A 19,434-nucleotide genomic window follows, 5' to 3' on the forward strand; every position below is an offset into this window, starting at 1 on the left:
ATGAAGATACTTTTTATTGTTCCTTCCTACAAGCCGGCCTATGTATATGGAGGGCCTATTGTGGTAATCGCACGGCTGGCAGAGCAGCTGGTGTTAATGGGGCATCAGGTGGAAGTATATACCACTACAGCCAACGGCGCGAAGGAACTGGATATAGCGGCTAATAGCACAGTGACGGTGGACGGGGTAAAGGTCACCTATTTCAAAAGGATCACCGGTGATCATACGCATGTGTCGCCAGCATTGTGGAAGGCTGTGTGGTCCAATGCCGGCCGGTTTGATAAAGTGCACATACATTCCTGGTGGAATTTTCTTGTAATGGGAGCTTCGTTTATCTGTAAATGGAAAAACCTGAAACCGGTATTGTCGCCACATGGTATGTTCTGTGATTATGTGCTTACGGCACGCAACAACAGGAAGAAGAAATTATTACATACGGTAATGGGCAAACGGTTATTAAAGAGTACTTACCTGCATGTATCGTCGGAGCTGGAGTGGAAGGAGTGCCGGCAGGTGAACAGCCAATGGGAAGGCGGACAGGTATTCAATCTGGTGGATTTACCGGAAGGAAGTTTTATACGGAAGGAGAACGAAGTGTTTACCATCAGTTTTCTTTCAAGGGTAGATCCAAAGAAAGGATTGGACCTGCTGATCCGCGCTTTGGCTAACGTGTCGTTCCCTTATCGCCTGCAGATTGCAGGTAGCGGCGATGCGGCTTACGTGTCTGAACTGAAGGAATTAATTGCTTCGCTTAATATGGATAATAGCGTCGAATGGGTAGGTTGGAAAGGCAGTGAGGATAAATTTCATTTCCTCGCTGCCACCGACCTTTTTGCGCTTACCTCGCGGAATGAAAATTTCGCCATCGTGGTGATTGAGTCCCTGTATGCAGGTACGCCGGTGCTGATCAGCGACCAGGTAGGACTGGCGGCATATGTGCAGCAGCATGGCCTGGGCTGGATCACAGGAATTGATAGTGTGGAGATGATTGCAGCGAAGCTCACCACCGCTTACCGGGAGAAGGAGCAACGGCAACGCATCACCTCTTCTGCACCTGTGCAGATCCGTAATGATTTCAATGATGCCACACTGGCATCGTCTTATGTAGCATTGTATGAAAAATGTAGTTAGATGAAGATAGCGGTAGTTATACTCACTTTTAATGAATCGTTGCACCTGGCGCGCTGCCTGGATAACCTCCGGCAAATAACGGATGAGCTGTATGTAATCGATGCTTTTTCTACAGATGATACAGTGGCAATAGCAGAGAAGTATGGTGCAAAGGTTTTTCAGCGGAAATGGATCAATTATGCCAACCAGTTTCAATGGGCGTTGGACCACTGTGGTATTGAAGCGCCATGGGTAATGCGCATGGATGCGGATGAATACCTGGAACCCGGGCTGGTAAAAGAGATCCAGCAACGTATAGGCAAAGTGCCGGACGATATAACTGGAATATATATACGCCGTAAGGTGTTATTCAAAGGTAAATGGATCCGCTTCGGCGGTTTCTACCCGCATACCCTTTTGCGGATATGGCGCAATGGGGTAGGCAGCATCGAGCAGCGCTGGATGGATGAGCATATTGTATTGTCCAACGGCGCTACGATGCTGTTTAAAGAGCATATTGTAGATGATAACCTGAACTCCATTCACTGGTGGGTAAACAAACACAATAATTACGCTATCCGTGAAATGGTAGACCTGCTGAATATCCGTTATGGTTTCTGGCAAACCGATGAAAGACTGTTGCGGGCTAATGGTACGCAGGCAAAGCGGAAGCGCTTCCTGAAAGAAAAAGTTTATGCGGCCATGTCGCCGGGAATGCGTGCCTCGCTGTATTTCCTGTTCCGCTATATAGTACGGGTGGGTTTCCTTGACGGGTATAAGGGTTTCCTTTTTCATTTTATGCAGGGATACTGGTATCGTTTACTCGTAGACGTTAACGTGCAGGAATTCCAACAGAAACTGGATGGAAATGAAAGCAGGGAAGATATTATGGCGTTGTTGAAACAAGACTATAACATTCATATCTGATGTCACATGACCACTAATCTTGCTGCATTTAATACCGGCGATTATTATGCCGGCCCAAAGTGGAAAGTGCTGTTATGGTACTTTTGTAACTATTATATTTTTAACAGTGCCTTCCCCTGGCCCTATGGCTTCAAAAGCGGACTGCTGAGGCTGTTTGGTGCGCGTATAGGCAAAGGCTTCGTTATAAAAACCAAGGTGAGGATCAAGTATCCCTGGTTACTCAGTGTAGGCGATCATTGCTGGATAGGAGAGTCAGTGTGGATTGATAACCTGGCCCCGGTAACGCTGGGTAATCATGTTTGCCTCTCCCAGGGGGCCTTGCTGCTGACAGGTAACCATGACTATAAGCAGGCCGACTTTCCCTATCGCCTGGGTGCAATTCATATTGATAACGGCGCATGGATTGGCGCCATGGCAGTGGTTTGTGCCGGTGTGACCTGTGGAAGCCATGCGGTGCTTACTGTGAACAGCGTAGCCTCAAAGGATTTGCAGCCCTGGCAGATCTATTCTGGTAATCCTGCAATGCCCGTACGTAAGCGGGAAATTAATGCGCATGCGGTAACCTTATTAAATACGGCGGCTATATGAAAAAGTGGTGGTTATATATCGCGTTAACAGGTGGTTGTACAACCGCATGGGCACAAACCCACATAGCGGATTCACTGGAGGTGCACGCTGGTCTTACCGGTACTATTGCATCAAAAGACTACCAACCGCTCTGGCTCATGGCGAATCATTTTGGTACCATCAGCGACCGGAAAGGCGATGTATCCACACATATAGGTTTCAGCAACCGGCACGTATGGAAGGATGATTTCTATATAAGATACGGTCTGGATGTTTATAACAATGACCAGTTCCATCAAACGTTTATAGAACAAGGGTATGTGAAAGCCGGTTACCGGCACTGGGAAATCAGGGCCGGGCGATATGAGGAGATCATAGGGGAAACAGATAGAGATCTCAGCAGCGGCTCTATGGGTATCAGTGGAAATGCGCTTCCTATACCTAAAGTTGGTATTGCCGTAACAGACTATACCAATATACCATACACAAACGGGTGGCTGCAGTTTAAAGGGCTTATCAGCCATGGTTGGATGGGAAACGATCAGTATATCAAAAAAGCCTGGTTGCACGAAAAGAATTTTTATCTCCGCATAGGTAAAAGAAAACTAAAGGTATTTGGAGGCATCCAGCATTATGCCGTATGGGGCGGGAACCGGAAAGACCTGCCCAGGATCACCGCCGACTGGCAGGGATTTATGGATGTGCTGCTGGTAAAAACAAAAGATGATGGTACAGTGGGCACTACAGACATACAGCCTAACAGGCCCGGCGATCACCGGGGTATCGTAGAAGGAGGTATTGAATGGGAGAATGAGCGGCTGTTGCTTCGTATGTATAACCAAACACCATTTGAATCCGGGCAGGGAATAGATATCCGTAACATCGACCGCCTCCTTGGCATTGTTTATATTAACAAGCAGGCAGGGGGCTGGCTGCAAAAGATCACAACTGAGGTTATCTACACCAAACAAATGAATGATTTTTTTCCGCTTCATCAGCGTGAAAGCTACTACAATAACGGGGTTTATCTTACTGGTTGGGATTATCATGAGCGGGTGATCGGCACGCCGCTGTTTATTGACAGGGACCGTGGGCAGCATTATTTCCCCTCCATGAAGCCATTCAACTGGGATGCCCCAAAAGATTCACTGCGGGCAAAAGGAGGAAACATCATTAATAACCGTATCATGGGAGTGCATATTGGTGCGCTTTATCATCTCCCCAAAAAAATTACCGGCAGAACATTAATTACCTACACCCAGAATTACGGGACCTACACCAACACCGTTCTTTTTAAGCCCATGAAACGGCAATGGTATGCATTACAGGAGTTCCAGTGCCAGGTAACCGCGCAGGGGCTGTCACTGAAAGCTGCAATGGCAGTGGATCAGGGGCAATTGTCCGATAACGTTGGGTTTACGATGGGTGTATTATGGAACTGGCGGAAATAATTAAAAATAACGTATATGGGTAAACGAATATTACTGATAGGCGGCAATTTCTCACCAGAGCCAACAGGTATAGGGAAGTATAACGGGGAAATGATCAGTTGGCTGGCCAATAACGGGTACGACTGTACGGTAATTACAACTTATCCTTACTATCCGCAATGGCAGGTGCAACCGCCCTATGAACGGTCAAAGAACTGGTTCAAAAAGGAAGTGCATCCGCAGGGAAAGGGAACATTCACTGTGTACCGTTGCCCGCAGTACGTACCGGCGGAGCCTTCCGGGAAAAAAAGGATGTTGCAGGATGCCTCTTTTGCTGCTGCTGCGTTTATTAAGATAATGCAGCTGGTGTGGAAAAAGAAGTATGATATTGTTATTACCGTAGCGCCTCCCTTCCACCTGGGACTGCTGGCGGTGCTTTATAAAAAGCTGAGAGGAGCCAGCTTTGTGTATCATGTGCAGGATCTGCAGATTGAAGCTGCGCGCGACTTACAAATGATCCGCTCCCGGGGGCTTATCAACGGGTTGTTGAAGCTGGAGAAGATAATCCTGCGACAGGCAGATCATGTGAGCAGTATTGCCGATGGTATGATCCGGAAAATCAGTGACAAAGCCGGAAGGGAGGTATTTTATTTTCCCAACTGGGTAGATGTAACGCAGTTTCATCCACTAACGGAAAAGGATATATTAAAGCAGTCGTTTGGCTTTTCGCCTACTGATAAAATTGTGTTGTACTCAGGAGCTATCGGTGAAAAGCAGGGCCTGGAAGCCCTGTTGCACGCGGCCGCTGCATGGCAGCACCGGAAGGAAATGAAATTCCTGATCTGCGGGTCAGGGCCCTATAAAGAGAAGCTGGAGCAGCTCGCTGCGGAACTGCAGTTAAAGAACACGATATTTTTCCCGTTGCAACCGCTTGCAGAGTTTAACCGTTTCCTGAACATGGCCGATGTGCATCTCGTTATACAAAAGGCGCATGCCAGCGATCTTGTGATGCCATCAAAGTTAACAACCATACTGGCAGTGGGGGGGATTGCCCTGATAACGGCCAATGAAGGCACCGGGTTGCATGACCTGGTTAGCCGTTATCAAATGGGCATCCTGGTAAATGCTGAAGACCAGGAAGCCCTGCAAGCGGGCATAGGCAAGGCGGTATGGGAAAACACAGCAGACATTTCGAGAAATGCCCGTGAATTTGCCACCGGCCACCTTTCAATTTCAGGAGTGATGACGCGCTTTGAAGAGCAGGTGGCGTAGCGTTTTTATTGATCAACCATATTCTATTTTATGCTGAACCGGTATCTCAAAATTTGCAGTATCCAGTTGATTGTGCTGGATTTTATCTGGCTGAATGTATTGTTTTTTTTAACCAGTTCCTGGTTGCAGCGGTACGACCGTATGCAGGACATTGATGTGGATATTTTCCTTGTGGTGTCAAACCTTTCCTGGCTGGCCGCCCTGTACACTACTGGTATCTATTTTCTCAGCCAGCAGTTGTCGTTTGACCGTATTGCCCGTAAAACCATACAGAGCATAGCGCTATACCTGCTGCTACTGTTATTGTCGTTGTTCCTGACGAAGCAGTTATATTCCCGGTTGTTTATCCTTAGCTATTGTACCAGTTTTCTTTGCATGGTATTGCTGGGGCGCTGGCTTTTTTACAAGGTGACCCGTCACATCCTGCGAAGGAGCGGGGTGGAAAAGAAAGTGGTGATCCTGGGGTATAACGATCTTTCCAAACAACTGGCCGACCAGTTGATAGAAGATAACAGTAACCTGAAATTTGAGGGCTATTTTGAGGAATACAGTAATGTACATGAGCTGTCTTATTACCCGGTGATCGGCAACCTGGAAGCCTGTGTGCCCTATGCACAGTCTAACAACATCCGTGAAATATATTCCACATTATCTCCCGAAAAATTTCCCTACCTGTATACTCTGGCGCGGGAAGCGGAGCTGAATTTGATCCATTTCCGTTTTGTTCCGGATTTCAAACTGTTTGTAAACAGGCAGATCTTTGTGGATTACTTCAATAATATTCCTATTATTTCATTACGCTCCGAACCGTTGGATGATATTGCCAACCGCATCCGTAAGCGGGTGTTTGATATTATTTTCAGCGGCCTTGTGATCGTTTTTATTCTTACCTGGCTGATCCCTTTACTGGCGCTGCTGATCAAGCTGGAATCCAAAGGGCCGGTATTTTTTATACAGTACCGTACGGGCCGGAATAATATGAATTTCCCCTGCCTGAAGCTGCGGAGCATGTATGTGAACGATGAAGCAAATGCGAAGCAGGCCACGCGGCACGATAGCCGGTTTACAAGGATAGGGCGTATCCTCCGGAAAACCAATCTCGATGAAATGCCGCAATTCCTGAATGTATTTATGGGCGATATGTCTATAGTAGGCCCCCGGCCTCATATGCTCCGGCATACCGAAGAATTTTCAAGGGTGATCCAGCAGTATATGATCCGTCATTTTTTGAAGCCGGGCATTACGGGATGGGCGCAGGTATGCGGCCTGCGTGGGGAAATTACAGAGGAATCGCATCTGCGCAGAAGGATAGAACATGATATCTGGTATATGGAAAACTGGTCGGTATATCTTGATCTGAGGATTATTTTTTTAACGATCCGGAATACGATCAAAGGAGATGAAAATGCGTTTTGAACAGGTATGGTTTATGTAAATGATAACCTGGTAGATATTTTGCAGATATCCGGCAAAGATCTAAATTAGGATTATCTTGACATAAATTATTCCTATGGAGATAAGAGCCATCATTACAGGAAGTACCGGAATGGTAGGGGAAGGGGTGTTGCATGAATGTTTACAGCATCCGGATGTAAAGGAGGTGCTGGTCATTAACCGTAAGCCCTGCGGGGTACAACATCCTAAGTTGAAGGAAATCATTCATGAAAACTTTTATGATATGCTGTCCATTGCCACGAAGCTGCATGGCTATAACGCCTGTTACTTCTGCCTGGGTGTTTCTTCCGTGGGTATGAAAGAGGATGCCTATAAACGTGTTACTTACGATATTACGATGGAGGTAGCCCGTACACTGGCTGCCCTTAATTCAGATATGACCTTTTGCTTTGTATCCGGCGCGGGTACGGATAGCTCAGAGAAAGGACGGATCATGTGGGCGCGGGTAAAAGGCAAGACGGAGAATGATTTGCAGAAACAGCCGTTTAAAGCGGTGTATATGTTCAGGCCCGGTTTTATGCGGTCTACGGAAGGATTGAAGAATACCAGCAAATATTACAAGTATATAGGCCGGGCCTATCCTTTTTTCAGGCGGGTATTTCCACAATGGGTGTGTACCCTGGCGGAGGTGGGACAGGCCATGATCAACGTTACCCGTTATGGGTACCCCAGGACGGTATTGGAAGTAAAGGATATTGTGGCTTTGGCTCATCATCCGTAAAATGCTGGTAACCTGGGGGATAGCAGTTCACTTTATATAGCCTGAGGGATGTATATTTGCATCTTGTTACTTTAACAGTGTAACAGTTGTAGGTTATGAGATGACTGGAATATTCCTATCCCGGGTCCAAATAAAAAAAGGCGGTGCTCAGGCGCCGCCTTTTTGTTTTATCTGCTCACATAAGACAACTTTATTAGGTTATCTCCCCCAAAATCCTTTACTTCACGTTAAATTGACGCAAACAATATATGAAGCCGTTCCACGAGTATAAGAACCCTTCGCTGGCGATAGACCTGGTGGTATTTGGTTACCACGACAATACCCTGTCGGTATTGCTGCTGAACCGTAAGGAGGAGCCTTTTAAGGACTGCTGGACCTTACCGGGCGGTTTCCTGCAAATGGAAGAAACCTTCCTGGATACCTGTTATCGTATCCTGCAAACCAAGTTGGGTATGAAAGAAGTATTCCTGGAACAGCTTTATTCTTTTGATGCGGTAGACAGGGACCCACGCGGGCGGGTTATCGCAGTAGGATATTACGCGCTTATCAATCCTGCTAAATTCAGCGTGGTAGCAGGGAGTATGGCCAACGACGTAAAGTGGTTCAATGTAAGGAAAATGCCTGTCCTGGGTTTTGATCATAAACATATTTTCAAGCAGGCGCTCCAGAGGCTGCGGTCGAAGATACAGTATGACCCTGTTGGATTTGAGCTGCTGGATGAGCTGTTTACCATCACGGAGCTGCATGAGCTCTATGAATGTATCCTGCAAACCACTATTGATCGCCGCAATTTCCGCCGGAAAATACTGGATGCCGCTTATGTGATCAATACAGGTCTGAAACGCGAGGGACTAAAGAACAGGCATCCCGAACTGTATAAGTTCAATAAACAACTGAAGAAAAATAGTTTCCAGATCAATGTTCCCAACGAAACCTGATGTTATGGAAAAAATCACCTGCACCCCGTAGATCTTTATTATCAAAGATTTTTTCAGCACAGAGGAATGCGCCGCCCTCATAGAAAAGAGCGAGGCAATAGGTTATGAAGAAGCCACTGTAGACGTGGGCGGAGGCGTACAACGTATGATAAAAGGCGTACGGAATAATGAGCGGGTCTTGTATAAGGACCAGGCTTATGCTACCTTTATCTGGGAAAGGCTGAAAAATTTTGCTCCTGAAGGAAAAGATAGCAGGAATGCCTCGGGAGTAAATGAATTGTTCCGTTTTTATAAATACAGCACGGGCCAGCGCTTTAAAATGCATAAGGACGGCAGTTTTGAGCGGAACCGTTTTGAAGCCAGCCAGTATACTTTTATGATCTACCTGAACGAAGCATATACCGGCGGGGAAACCATTTTTGCCTCCGGTGAAGTTATCCGGCCTGAAACCGGTACTGCCCTGGTATTTCATCATCCGCTGCGGCATGAAGGTTCCATGCTTACCGCCGGTGTGAAATATGTGCTTCGTACAGATATTATGTACAAATAAAACAAAACATGCCCGCAACCTACGTAATAGGTGACATACACGGTGCGCTGAAGGCCTTGAAACAGCTGGTAGAGCGTATCGCGCCGAAAACAACCGATACACTGATTTTTTTAGGAGACTATGTAGATGGATGGTCGGAGTCAGCTGAAGTGATTTCCTGGCTCATGGAACTGGAATCGCAATACCACTGCATTTTTATCAAAGGAAACCACGACGCCTGGTGCGAGTCCTGGCTGAATGGCATAATGCCGGAAGCTTCCTGGCAGCGTAACGGTGGCAAAGCCACCGTGGAGAGCTTCAATAAACTATCACCTGAGGCACTGGAATGCCATCGCCAGTTCCTGAACCGCATGCGTATGTACTACATTGATGACCAGAACAGGTTGTATATACATGCAGGCTTTACTTCCACGCATGGCCCTGCCCATGAAAGGTTTGAGCCTATGCTTTACTGGGACCGGAGCCTCTGGGAACTTGCCCTGGCGATGGATCGCAGTATACCCAGGGATTCAAAGTTTTACCCGAAAAGACTGCTGCAGTTTAAAGAGATCTATATTGGTCATACGCCCAGCCTTAATTATGGGCAGGAGCTCCCCATGATCGCCTGCAACGTACACAACATCGACACCGGTGCGGCTTTCAAAGGCAAAATTTCCGCGATGAATGTGGATACGAAGGAGGTGTGGCAGAGCGATGCCGTGTATTTGCTGTATCCTGGGGAGAATGGCCGGAACCCATGATCCCGGCCATTTAGCGTATTATTTATTCAAAGCAGCACGAAGTGTTTTTAACTCATTTGTCAATGTTTTATTGGTAGCTTTTACTTCCATTATTTCTTTCTGCATGGCAATCAGATGTAAGGTGAGCTCTTCCCTTTTTTCAGGAGTATAGCGTTCATATCTCCCAGGTCCTGGCCGTTTTCAGCCACTTCTTTTGCAGAAGGCACTTCCGGTAAATGTTTGTTTTCCCTGATAAAAGCTTCGGTTTTTTGGAGAGATGGCAATGGGTAATCCTGCTCAAAAACATAATCGGGCCAGGTGGCGGCTTGTGTTACTTTAACCCTTCTGGCGGCGATAGTGCCTTCCACGGCGAGCTTATTGGTACCGGGAGCAGTAGTGCCAATGCCCACGTTGCCATTGGCTTTGATCATCAGCAACGAGGTACCATAGGAATTAACGGAAAAAACATTGGCATTGGCGAGCCTTGCATTGGTTTTACTTCTTCCGTCCAACATTACAGCTGCTGAATATGGTTCCAATGCTGAAGGGACAACATCCTCAGCCTCTCCGTTCAAAGAAATACCATATGGTCTTCCAGGGCTATAGGACCGGCCGATAATACCCGGGATATAGGCGCCTGTCTGATAAGTAGCATTGGAAAAGCGAAGCACAGCTTCTGTTTCAGCAACATTGGTGTAAGTGAATTTAGCCAATGTTGCTGGCTCAGCTCCATCTGTTCCAGGTAAACCGGAAACATGCAATTGAGCCGTAGGCGAAGCCGTATTAACCCCTGTAAACCCATTGCTCCTCATAACAGTCAGGTACCTTGGTCTGAGGCTCCCATCATTATTATAACCAAATAATGCAAAATCACTGCCTTCGAGGTTTGTACCGCTTTCTACATTGGTGGTTCCCAGACCCCATCGATAGACACCATTCTGCATTAACATATAGTGTCCTGAACCGAGCCCGGCGGCGGTTGTACGGGAAGTGTTGAACAGGCTGGCACGCCCAATCCCATCTATATTAAAATTAGCACCACTCTGTAAGGTGGTCTGGTTGAGGATCTGTGCATTACTCCTTACTGCTGACAGGTAGCAAACGGAAGTTAACAAAAAGAATCTTTTCATGATAAGGGACAATAGTTAGGTTACAAATATATCTCTCAAAGATGTAAAAAATCCCACATAAAAAAAAGCCCGGAACGCTCAGGTGTACCCCCTTGCGTTCCGGTGCTTTACACTATAAGACAACTTCTTACTGGATCACTTCCTGCATTCCCTGCATACCGGCGCCCATGTTCTTTCTCTTAAACAGGCTGGCGTCAATTTTACCAAACCGGTAAGCAAAGGTCAGGCGCATCATCTGCGGGTCGCGGAGGCGGCTATAATATTGTGTGAAATAATCGCTTTGTGAATACTGGTCAGACCAGCGTGTTCTGAAGATGTCATTCACGCTGAACGTCACGGAAGCGGCATTGTTTTTCAGGAAGCTCTTTTTGATAGCGGCATCTACACCATAAAAAGAAGCAATGTAGCCCTGGGACGCATTCTGTGATTGCTGCATGGGCGGACCGGCCTGTACGTTTTTATTGTCATTTACCGGCAGGTTGGTTTTCGATTGGTAGGTGCCGGTGAGCTGCACTTCAAAATTAGCGGGCAGCTTAAAGGTATTGTTAAGCTTGCCAAACCAGCTCCAGAGCGCATCCTGCGACTGTGTAACGTTATCGGTATTGATCTGTGAATTATACACATTCACATTGGCCGTGGCGCTCCACCATTTGGTGAGATTATACATAGCGGTTAGTTCCGCACCGGCGGAATAGCTGGAATTCGCATTGATGTATGTATTTACCAGCATCTCCTGGCCGTTTACCGGATCGGTTTCCTTGATGAGGTAACGGGTGATCAGGTTGTTGGTATGCCTGTAGTAAATTGATGCCAATATAGTATTGTTACCTTTCAGCGTTTTCAGGTACGACATTTCCAGTGAAGTAGTGAACTCCGGTACCAGGCCCGGGTTACCTTTCGTGATATTCAGCTTGTCAGTAGAATCAGTGAAAGGGATCAGCTGGAAGAAATTGGGCCGGTTAATACGACGGGTATAACTCAGCTGCAGCTCCTGGTCATGTTTCAGCTTCTGGCTCAGAAACAGGGAGGGGAACAGGCTTATCGGGTAGTTGTTTGAAAAGTGCTGCCCGTTGTTCAGCAGGTCGCCGGTATAATTGGAGCTTTCAGCACGTACGCCTACCTTGTAGCCAAAATTACCAATGGTATTGGATACGCTAACATAGGCTGCGTATACGTTATCGCTGTTCTTGTAATTATTGGAGGCGGCCGGGATCAGTACATATTTCTGTGTTTCCTGGTCCAGTATATAGTTGTTGAAATTACTCTTCGTGTTACGGATAGAGGCTCTCAAACCTGTTTCCAGCTTTAGTTTCCCGGTAAATGGTTTTACATAATCCGTTTGAATGGTCATAAAGCTTACAGAGCCGTTACCCAGGATCTGCTGTATATCGCTGCCGCTGATATTGCTGCCGTTGTACCGGTCGGTCCGGTAGTCGGAGTTATTGTCGCTCTTTCCACCGAAGTAGTTAAAGTCGGCCGTCAGTTCCTCTCCCTCTTTAGGGAAAAGGTGTTTCATCCCCAATACCACGCCGTTTGCGTTGAACTTATTGTGGGAAGTGGAGTTACGCTGACTGAAAGCCCGTATGGTACTGGATTTATCCAGGGTGTCGGTATTAATATCGATCCTTTCAGATGGATTCATGGAGCCATGTACCTTAATACCGGCAACAGATAAGGTAGTACGGTTGGTTACAAACCAGTCGAGCCCCAGTTTACCAAAAACGAAGCCTCCGTCTGTTTTATTGGCGTTGTACTGGTTAATGAAGGTAGGTGGTTCGTCTGCAAAGTTATTCCGCTCGGTAGTACCATTGGTACGCCCTTTCATCTGGTTGCCCATTACGCTGGCGGAAATATTTACCTTATCCTGGCGCAGGTTAAAGTCCGCGCCGCCATTTACAGCGCCGCGTTTATCCACGCCGGCACGGATGTTACCGTTGTAACCGGTTTTGCGGTTCTTTTTCAGCACAATGTTCAGGATACCGGCGCTTCCACCGGAAGCATCATATTTGGCGGAAGGATTGGTGATCACTTCCACATTTTCGATGGCATCCGCAGGAATCTGCTCCAGCGTGAGGGTAGTGGGGCGCCCGTCGATGTACAGTTGCGGGGCACTGTTACGCAGGGTTACATTACCGTCAATATCCACATTTACGGAAGGCACGTTTTTCATCACATCCAGCGCAGTACCACCGGCGCTCACGATGTTTTTTTCCACATTGAACACCTTTTTATCGATATCCATCTGCATCAGCGGTTTGGTGCCGGCTACGGTAACGCCCTGGAGCTGGGTGGTGCTCACTTCCAGCTTAATATTGCCCAGGTCTTTTTCAAATGGAGGAAAGGTGACCGGTTGCTCAATGGTTTTGTACCCGGTAGCGGTGATCCGCAGTTTCAGCGGGCCTCTGCCGGGAAGGTCTTCCAGGCTGAACTCACCATTACCTTTGGTAAGTACGCCTTTGAGCAGCTTCTCCTTCATTTTTTTTGTGGCGCTGTCCATCCGGTTTCCGAGAATAATTACAGATGCGTACGGTACCGCTTTTCCATCGGGGTCAATAATTTTGCCATATACATGGCCACTCATACCCATACCCATCGGCATTTTGGCGCCTGCGGGTGGTTGAGCTATAGCACTCATTGAAAGCAAAAACAGGGTGATAAACAAATAAATCTTATGCATTTTAATATAAATTCAGATGACGCAAAAGTATAGTCACCAGATGGATAAAATGAATTAAATGAGATGAGTGGGGAAAAAATAGCTACGAACTGTCGGGATCACTGACCGGCCTTGCCGGCAATGGCGTATACTGCATCACGATAAGTATCGCCCACAGGGAGTTCCAGCGTATCCAGGAAAACACTGTTTTTCCGGATGGTGGTAATAGCGGCAACAGAAACAATATATGATTTATGCACACGTACGAACCGGGAACCGGGCAATTGCTCCTCCAGGCCTTTAATGCTCATACGGGTAATAACCGGTTTGGGGCTGCTGCTAAGGTGTATTTTTACATAATCTTTCAATCCTTCCACCCAGCGGATATCGGAAAATACCACTTTCAGCAGGCTGTAATCCACATTTACAAAAAAGAAATCAGCTTCTTCCCGCGCCGTTTTTCCACCGGTTCTGAGCAGGAAAAGCTCCTGGGCTTTATTGCAGGCTTTGATGAAACGCTCCAGCGATACAGGTTTTACCAGATAATCCGTTACTGCCAGGTTGAAACCTTCAAGGGCATATTTTTCATAGGCGGTAATAAGTATCACCAATGGTTTGTTGGGCAGCGATTCCAGGAACTGTAATCCTGTAAGTCCGGGCATCTGGATATCGAGGAAGATAAGGTCTACCTGCTGGTGCCGCAAAACCTCCATCGCTTCAAATGCGTTGTTGCATTTGCCGGTGAGCTGCAGGTAAGGCACCATGCTGATATTATCTTCCAGCAGGTCCAGCGCTAACGGTTCATCGTCTATGGCAATACATTTCATCATCAGTGGAGATTTAATTGTAAGGATACTATAAACCAGTCATCTTTTTTATCGATGTGCAAAACATAATCATCTCCATACAATAAATTTAAACGCCTTTTTACATTTGTAAGGCCAATACCGCTTGTTTTATCCTTTATTTCGGAAGAATCTTTATTGAACCGGTTGCGTACGGAGAAAAACAGCATACCGGAACTTGTGTATAACCGGATATCTATAGTGGCGTCCGTAATCATGCCGGTACCGTGTTTAAAAGCATTTTCCACGAAAGGGATCAGCAGCATGGGCTCGATTTCATAACTGGAGTCTGCTGTTTCCAGGGATACGAGGATGGTGACATTCTTCCCGAACCGCTGCTGTTGCAGGTCTATATAACTTTGCAGGTACTCCGTTTCCTTCTGCAGCGGTACTTTGTCTTCATCAGCTTCGTACAGCATATAACGCATCAGCGAGGAAAGCTTGATCAGGGAAGGCTCCAGTACATCCGATTTTTTACGTGCCAGTGCCACCATGTTATTGAGCACATTGAACATAAAATGCGGGCTTACCTGCGAGCGTAAAAGCGATAATTCCGTTTTCAGCAATTCATTTTCCCGAGCGCTGGTTTGCCGTTCCAGCTTCATTTTATCTACAATCATCTGGAAGGCGGTACTGGCAGACAGTACAAAGAAGAAGGTAAAAAAGGTGAACAGGATGGCGGGTTTTATATCTATGACATGCGGTTTCAGAAATGTTTTTTCGAACCCGTATCGCATGCTGCACATGAAAATAAATATCCCCACGATATAAAGGATATAGTCGAAAAATTTCTTTTTATATACGAGTCTTGGAATCAGCACCCAGGCGTTCAGGTAGAAGAAAACCACCAGCACCAGGTAGGAAAAATACATATACATGGCCCAGACATGCTTTTCATTCAAGCGGTCCTGCTCGTACTTTTCATTGGTAGGATGTAACAAATAGGGAAGGGAGAAGAATATAAGCCATGCAAGGATATGCCTGGCTACTACTGCCCATTTCTGCTGGTACCATTCCTGTTTCATGGCGCAAAATTAGGGCAATCGGGTAATTATCAGGAAAGAGTTGCGACCAATTGCAGGAATTCTACGACTAACATCGGAAAAAACAGCGCTTTCCGGGGAAGATTTGCCCCGGAAAGCCTGTTAAGCAGTTTTTCCTGCAGCCATCAGCTCCTGAATCCTGGCGGGGCCGGTGATTACATTTGCTTTCAGATCGCTGAGAATGGAGTATAATCCAAAATAGGTACGGTTAATATAAAGGCTATGCCTGGAGCCGCGTGCTACCTTTGAATCACGGATCTCTTTCATATTGTAAAGCTCGTCCATGTAGGCATATATCTCATTAAAATAGGCCTCATTGCCGAAGTCGAAGGTATCCAGTGTGAAGGGAAGCGTCAGCAGGTCGATCATATGCTGGAACAGGCCGGAAAAGAATTCCACCTCTTTGGGACTGTCGGTGGGATGGATCATTTCCAGGTTGGTATAGATCTGGTGCCGGCGTTTTTCATCTTTCAGTACTTCCTTATCTACCAGCAGGAAATAATTTTCATAAAAATCTTCCGGTATTTCCTTTACACACCCAAAATCGAAGATACCTACTGTACCATCGGGGCGCATGAGGAAATTGCCGGGATGCGGATCTGCATGTACCTGTTTCAGGCTATGTACCTGGAACTGGTAAAAATCCCACAGGGCCTGGCCAATTTTATCCCGCACTTCCTGTGAAGGGTTGGTGAGGAGGAACTCTTTCAGGTGCTGCCCATCCAGCCAGTCCATGGTAATGATCCGGTCCGACGACATTTCCGGGTAATACCCGGGAAATTTCAGGTTGGGAATATGGGCGCATGCCCCGGACAGGTCCATGGAACGGCGCAGCTCCAGCTGGTAGTCGGTTTCCTCCAGCAGTTTACTTTCTATTTCATCAAAATATTTATCCATATCCACCTCGTTCATGCCCACAATGCGGATAGCAAAGGGTTTTACAATGCGGAGATCGGATTTTACGCTGTTGGCCACACCGGGATACTGGATCTTTACTGCCAGGGTTTTGCCGTTTTTCACGGCTTTATGCACCTGCCCTATGGAGGCGGCATTGCAGGCCTGCAGATCGAACCGGTCGTACAGCTGTGAGGGCGATTTTCCCAATGTCTTTACAAAAGTATTCACTACCAGCGGGCCGCTCAGCGGGGGAGCGCTGTATTGCGACATGGCGAATTTTTCGGTATAGGCCTTCGGAAGCATGCCTTTGTCCATACTCAGCATCTGCGCCACTTTCAGCGCACTGCCTTTCAGGTTGCTCAGTGTATCGTAGATATCCGCGGCATTGTCCTGGTGGAGCTCTTCTTTTGTGGTAGAAGGATCCATCAGTTTGCGCGTGTAGTGTTTAATATAATTGGTACCTACCTTCAATCCTGTCGTAACGAATCTGCCTGCCCTTTCCACTTTGGAAGTGGGAATATTGGATTGTTCTTTCATGATGCTTATTTCCGCGTAAAAATAAATTTCCCGAAATCCAGCAAACTATCCAGGGTATTGGATTTGATGAGCTGGAAGCTCAGGTTCACTGCTTTTTCAATGGCGGCATCGGTCATTTCAAACTGGTTGCTGGTATCGTCCAGCCAGTATTTCAGTACAAACAGGGCCTGTAACCAGAAACCATGAACATACTGATCGGAGATATATTTTCTTTCTTTGATTTCGCTGGATTGATAACCTTCTTTTATAAGGTTGCTTACATACCTGTTAAACGCCTGCCGGAAAGTTTCCAGTTTGTTGCGGTACAGGTCAGGTAGCCGGAAGTGCTTACGCTGTAATAACAGGTAGCTGCGGTCTTCCTTCAGCTTCTGCACCCAGAGGAAATAAAAGGCCAGCAATTTTTCCTGCGCATTATATTGCTGATAAATTTCATCTGCATGCAGCTGATCCAATGTTTGTTGGAAGATAGCCAGCCAGATGTCTTTTTCTACTGCTTCCAGTGAACTGTATTGTTCATAAAATTCAGTTTCAGAAACGTCCACAATTTTGCAGAGCGCATAAACAGAAACGGGTGCCTTGCCGTTTTCCAGCCAGTACACTTTATAGGCGTTGCGGATGAGCTGTTTGTCCATAAGAAAAAGTTTTATAATGTTGATGTAGCCCGTCCGGAGCGGGTTCCGGAGGTTAAATACGCGGGTACATACAAATTTACGTCAAGCATGGTTACAAACCCTTTTTTATCGGTACGCGAAATGTTAAAATCTTCGGCCGGGAGAAATAATATTATTATGTGAAAAAATTGGGATCTATTTGTAAAATAGATATACCTTTGCACGCGAATTCCTTATCCGTCATCTTTTAAAATGCAAGGAATCATGACAGAACATACCCACATATCGCTCCTTTCGCTGCTTGCCTGATCTGGCAAACGATGCCGCTTAATTTTACATAAGCCGGGATAATACTTATATACAATTTTATATCACGGTGTAATTATAGTTCGTATATACGCATACGTTAGTGACGTTGTTTGCTTTATCTGCCACCTCCGGCGGAAGTGATGTTCCTGTACGGAACAAAATTTACACATAATTATAATTCAATATCCAGGCTGGCTAAGAAGCTGGAAGCGGGCCGCGGTTACGCGATCAGCAGCGCTTTTATTTTACTTTTTGGTCAGTCCCGGCAGCGCTGTGCCCGTAAGGGTTGCATGCTGCAAATACATTAGCTTTTATGGGCAATATAAAAACAAAAGAACTTAGTAAAATAGGTTATACAAATGACCAGGCAAGAAGCCTTGTCATCAACATTATTTCAAAACATTTCAAACACACGGCCAAAGCAGATATCATGAGCATGTTAACCGCCATCAAAGCGGATCCTGCTGCTTACCGTTCACACGAAGTACTGGGGAAAATAGCCGATACTTTTATGGACGAACCGGTGGAATGCAATTTTCAGTCGTACAGCCTGCTGGAAGAAACAGGGCAGCTGAAAATATATGGCGCTAAAGAAATAGAGCGCTCTGCCAAACAACAAATGGAAACGGCTATGTCTTTACCGGTTACCGTACAAGGCGCGCTTATGCCCGATGCACATACCGGTTATGGTTTGCCTATAGGCGGAGTGCTGGCCACCAATAATGCCGTACTGCCTTTTGCAGTGGGAGTGGATATTGGCTGCCGTATGGCGCTTACCATTTTTGATGAAGGAGAAAGTTTTCTGAAACGTTTTTCACACCAGGTAAAAGTAGCGTTGAAAGCGCACACTCACTTTGGAATGGAAGGCGGGCTGGAATTGCCACAGGAACATGAAGTGCTGGACAGCGCCGCATTCCAGGCGACAGAACTGTTGCGGAAACTGCAGGCAAAGGCTGCCAGGCAGCTGGGGTCTTCCGGTAGCGGCAATCACTTCGTGGAATTTGGTATGATTGAATTGAAAGAAGACAATGCGCTGCAGCTACCGCCCAAAAAATACCTGGCCCTGTTATCACATTCAGGCAGCCGTGGGCTGGGGGCAAACATTGCGCAGCATTATACCCGCATTGCCATGGATACCTGCAAGCTGCCAAAATCGGCGCAGCAGCTGGCCTGGCTGGATCTTAACAGTGAAGCAGGACAGGAGTACTGGTTCTCTATGAACCTGGCCGGCGATTATGCAAAGGCATGTCACGACCGCATCCATCTCAATCTTGCAAAGGCGCTGGGATTGCAGCCGCTTGCGAAAGTGGAGAATCATCACAACTTTGCCTGGGAAGATACCCTGGCAAATGGACAACGGGTGATCATTCACCGCAAAGGCGCTACCCCGGCTCACGCCGGTGAAATGGGCATCATTCCCGGCAGCATGTGCACCGCCGCTTACCTGGTGATGGGTAAAGGCGTGGATAACGCCTTGTACTCCGCCTCACATGGCGCTGGGCGGGCCATGAGCCGTAAAAGGGCGAAAGAGAACATGACCGTGTCCGGGATGAAAAAAATGCTTGCCGCAGCAGGGGTAACCCTCATCGGCGGCAGCGTGGAAGAGAACCCGCTGGCGTATAAAGACATTGAAAATGTGATCAGCGCACAGCAGGAATTAGTAGATGTACAAGGAAGGTTTATGCCTGCTATTGTAAGAATGAATAAAGACTAACAG

Annotated in this window: 17 protein-coding genes; 11 read left to right on the forward strand and 6 right to left on the reverse strand. The window is 46.8% G+C overall.

Annotated features, from left to right (window positions below; translation table 11 throughout):
- The 10 genes from FN124_RS19565 (at nucleotide 1) to FN124_RS19610 (ending at nucleotide 9,710) form a co-directional block, all read left to right on the forward strand.
- Nucleotides 1-1,131, forward strand: coding sequence for an XrtY-associated glycosyltransferase XYAG1 (locus FN124_RS19565; protein WP_142686440.1), 1,131 nt, complete (start codon nucleotides 1-3; stop codon nucleotides 1,129-1,131).
- On the forward strand, nucleotides 1,132-2,037 hold the full coding sequence (locus FN124_RS19570; protein ID WP_142686441.1) for a glycosyltransferase family 2 protein: 906 nt from the start codon (nucleotides 1,132-1,134) through the stop codon (nucleotides 2,035-2,037).
- 6 nt (nucleotides 2,038-2,043) lie between these two features.
- The gene (locus FN124_RS19575) at nucleotides 2,044-2,625 is read left to right on the forward strand and encodes a WcaF family extracellular polysaccharide biosynthesis acetyltransferase (protein WP_142686442.1); all 582 of its coding nucleotides are present in this window, start codon (nucleotides 2,044-2,046) and stop codon (nucleotides 2,623-2,625) included.
- A complete protein-coding gene (locus tag FN124_RS19580) occupies nucleotides 2,622-4,055 on the forward strand; it encodes a capsule assembly Wzi family protein (protein WP_142686443.1) in 1,434 nt (477 codons plus the stop codon). The genes FN124_RS19575 and FN124_RS19580 overlap by 4 nt, the downstream gene beginning before the upstream one ends.
- Nucleotides 4,056-4,070: 15 nt before the next feature.
- Nucleotides 4,071-5,306, forward strand: coding sequence for a WcaI family glycosyltransferase (locus FN124_RS19585; protein ID WP_142686444.1), 1,236 nt, complete (start codon nucleotides 4,071-4,073; stop codon nucleotides 5,304-5,306).
- Between the two features lie 30 nt (nucleotides 5,307-5,336).
- Nucleotides 5,337-6,722 carry an undecaprenyl-phosphate glucose phosphotransferase gene (locus FN124_RS19590; protein ID WP_142686445.1) on the forward strand — a complete coding sequence of 462 codons (1,386 nt, stop codon included), beginning with the start codon at nucleotides 5,337-5,339 and terminating at the stop codon, nucleotides 6,720-6,722.
- A gap of 94 nt (nucleotides 6,723-6,816) precedes the next feature.
- Nucleotides 6,817-7,482, forward strand: a complete 666-nt coding sequence (locus tag FN124_RS19595; protein ID WP_142686446.1) for a Rossmann-fold NAD(P)-binding domain-containing protein — start codon at nucleotides 6,817-6,819, stop codon at nucleotides 7,480-7,482.
- A gap of 248 nt (nucleotides 7,483-7,730) precedes the next feature.
- On the forward strand, nucleotides 7,731-8,420 hold the full coding sequence (locus FN124_RS19600; RefSeq protein WP_142686447.1) for an NUDIX hydrolase: 690 nt from the start codon (nucleotides 7,731-7,733) through the stop codon (nucleotides 8,418-8,420).
- A gap of 145 nt (nucleotides 8,421-8,565) precedes the next feature.
- Nucleotides 8,566-8,970, forward strand: coding sequence for a 2OG-Fe(II) oxygenase (locus tag FN124_RS19605; protein WP_221887832.1), 405 nt, complete (start codon nucleotides 8,566-8,568; stop codon nucleotides 8,968-8,970).
- Nucleotides 8,971-8,978: 8 nt separating this feature from the next.
- Nucleotides 8,979-9,710 (forward strand): metallophosphoesterase family protein, encoded by a 732-nt coding sequence (locus FN124_RS19610; RefSeq protein ID WP_142686449.1) that lies wholly within the window; start codon nucleotides 8,979-8,981, stop codon nucleotides 9,708-9,710.
- A gap of 110 nt (nucleotides 9,711-9,820) precedes the next feature.
- On the opposite strand, the gene FN124_RS19615 is transcribed toward FN124_RS19610, so the two are convergent.
- The 6 genes from FN124_RS19615 to FN124_RS19640 all read right to left on the reverse strand — a co-directional run bounded on the left by FN124_RS19615 (nucleotide 9,821) and on the right by FN124_RS19640 (nucleotide 17,429).
- Nucleotides 9,821-10,819 (reverse strand): hypothetical protein, encoded by a 999-nt coding sequence (locus tag FN124_RS19615; protein ID WP_142686450.1) that lies wholly within the window; start codon nucleotides 10,817-10,819, stop codon nucleotides 9,821-9,823.
- Between the two features lie 127 nt (nucleotides 10,820-10,946).
- Nucleotides 10,947-13,454 carry a TonB-dependent receptor gene (locus tag FN124_RS19620; RefSeq protein WP_260607520.1) on the reverse strand — a complete coding sequence of 836 codons (2,508 nt, stop codon included), beginning with the start codon at nucleotides 13,452-13,454 and terminating at the stop codon, nucleotides 10,947-10,949.
- A gap of 140 nt (nucleotides 13,455-13,594) precedes the next feature.
- On the reverse strand, nucleotides 13,595-14,305 hold the full coding sequence (locus FN124_RS19625; protein ID WP_260607521.1) for a LytR/AlgR family response regulator transcription factor: 711 nt from the start codon (nucleotides 14,303-14,305) through the stop codon (nucleotides 13,595-13,597).
- Nucleotides 14,305-15,345 (reverse strand): sensor histidine kinase, encoded by a 1,041-nt coding sequence (locus tag FN124_RS19630; RefSeq protein WP_142686452.1) that lies wholly within the window; start codon nucleotides 15,343-15,345, stop codon nucleotides 14,305-14,307. The genes FN124_RS19625 and FN124_RS19630 overlap by 1 nt, the downstream gene beginning before the upstream one ends.
- A 120-nt stretch (nucleotides 15,346-15,465) precedes the next feature.
- Nucleotides 15,466-16,797, reverse strand: coding sequence for an ABC1 kinase family protein (locus tag FN124_RS19635; RefSeq protein WP_142686453.1), 1,332 nt, complete (start codon nucleotides 16,795-16,797; stop codon nucleotides 15,466-15,468).
- Nucleotides 16,798-16,802: 5 nt separating this feature from the next.
- The gene (locus FN124_RS19640; protein ID WP_142686454.1) at nucleotides 16,803-17,429 is read right to left on the reverse strand and encodes a TetR/AcrR family transcriptional regulator; all 627 of its coding nucleotides are present in this window, start codon (nucleotides 17,427-17,429) and stop codon (nucleotides 16,803-16,805) included.
- Nucleotides 17,430-18,030: 601 nt separating this feature from the next.
- Here FN124_RS19640 and FN124_RS19645 point away from each other — a divergent pair.
- Nucleotides 18,031-19,431, forward strand: a complete 1,401-nt coding sequence (locus tag FN124_RS19645) for an RtcB family protein (RefSeq protein ID WP_142686455.1) — start codon at nucleotides 18,031-18,033, stop codon at nucleotides 19,429-19,431.
- Nucleotides 19,432-19,434: the final 3 nt, after the last annotated feature.

Origin of the sequence: Chitinophaga polysaccharea (assembly GCF_902150045.1) — a bacterium.
GTDB classification, from domain to species: domain Bacteria; phylum Bacteroidota; class Bacteroidia; order Chitinophagales; family Chitinophagaceae; genus Chitinophaga; species Chitinophaga polysaccharea_A.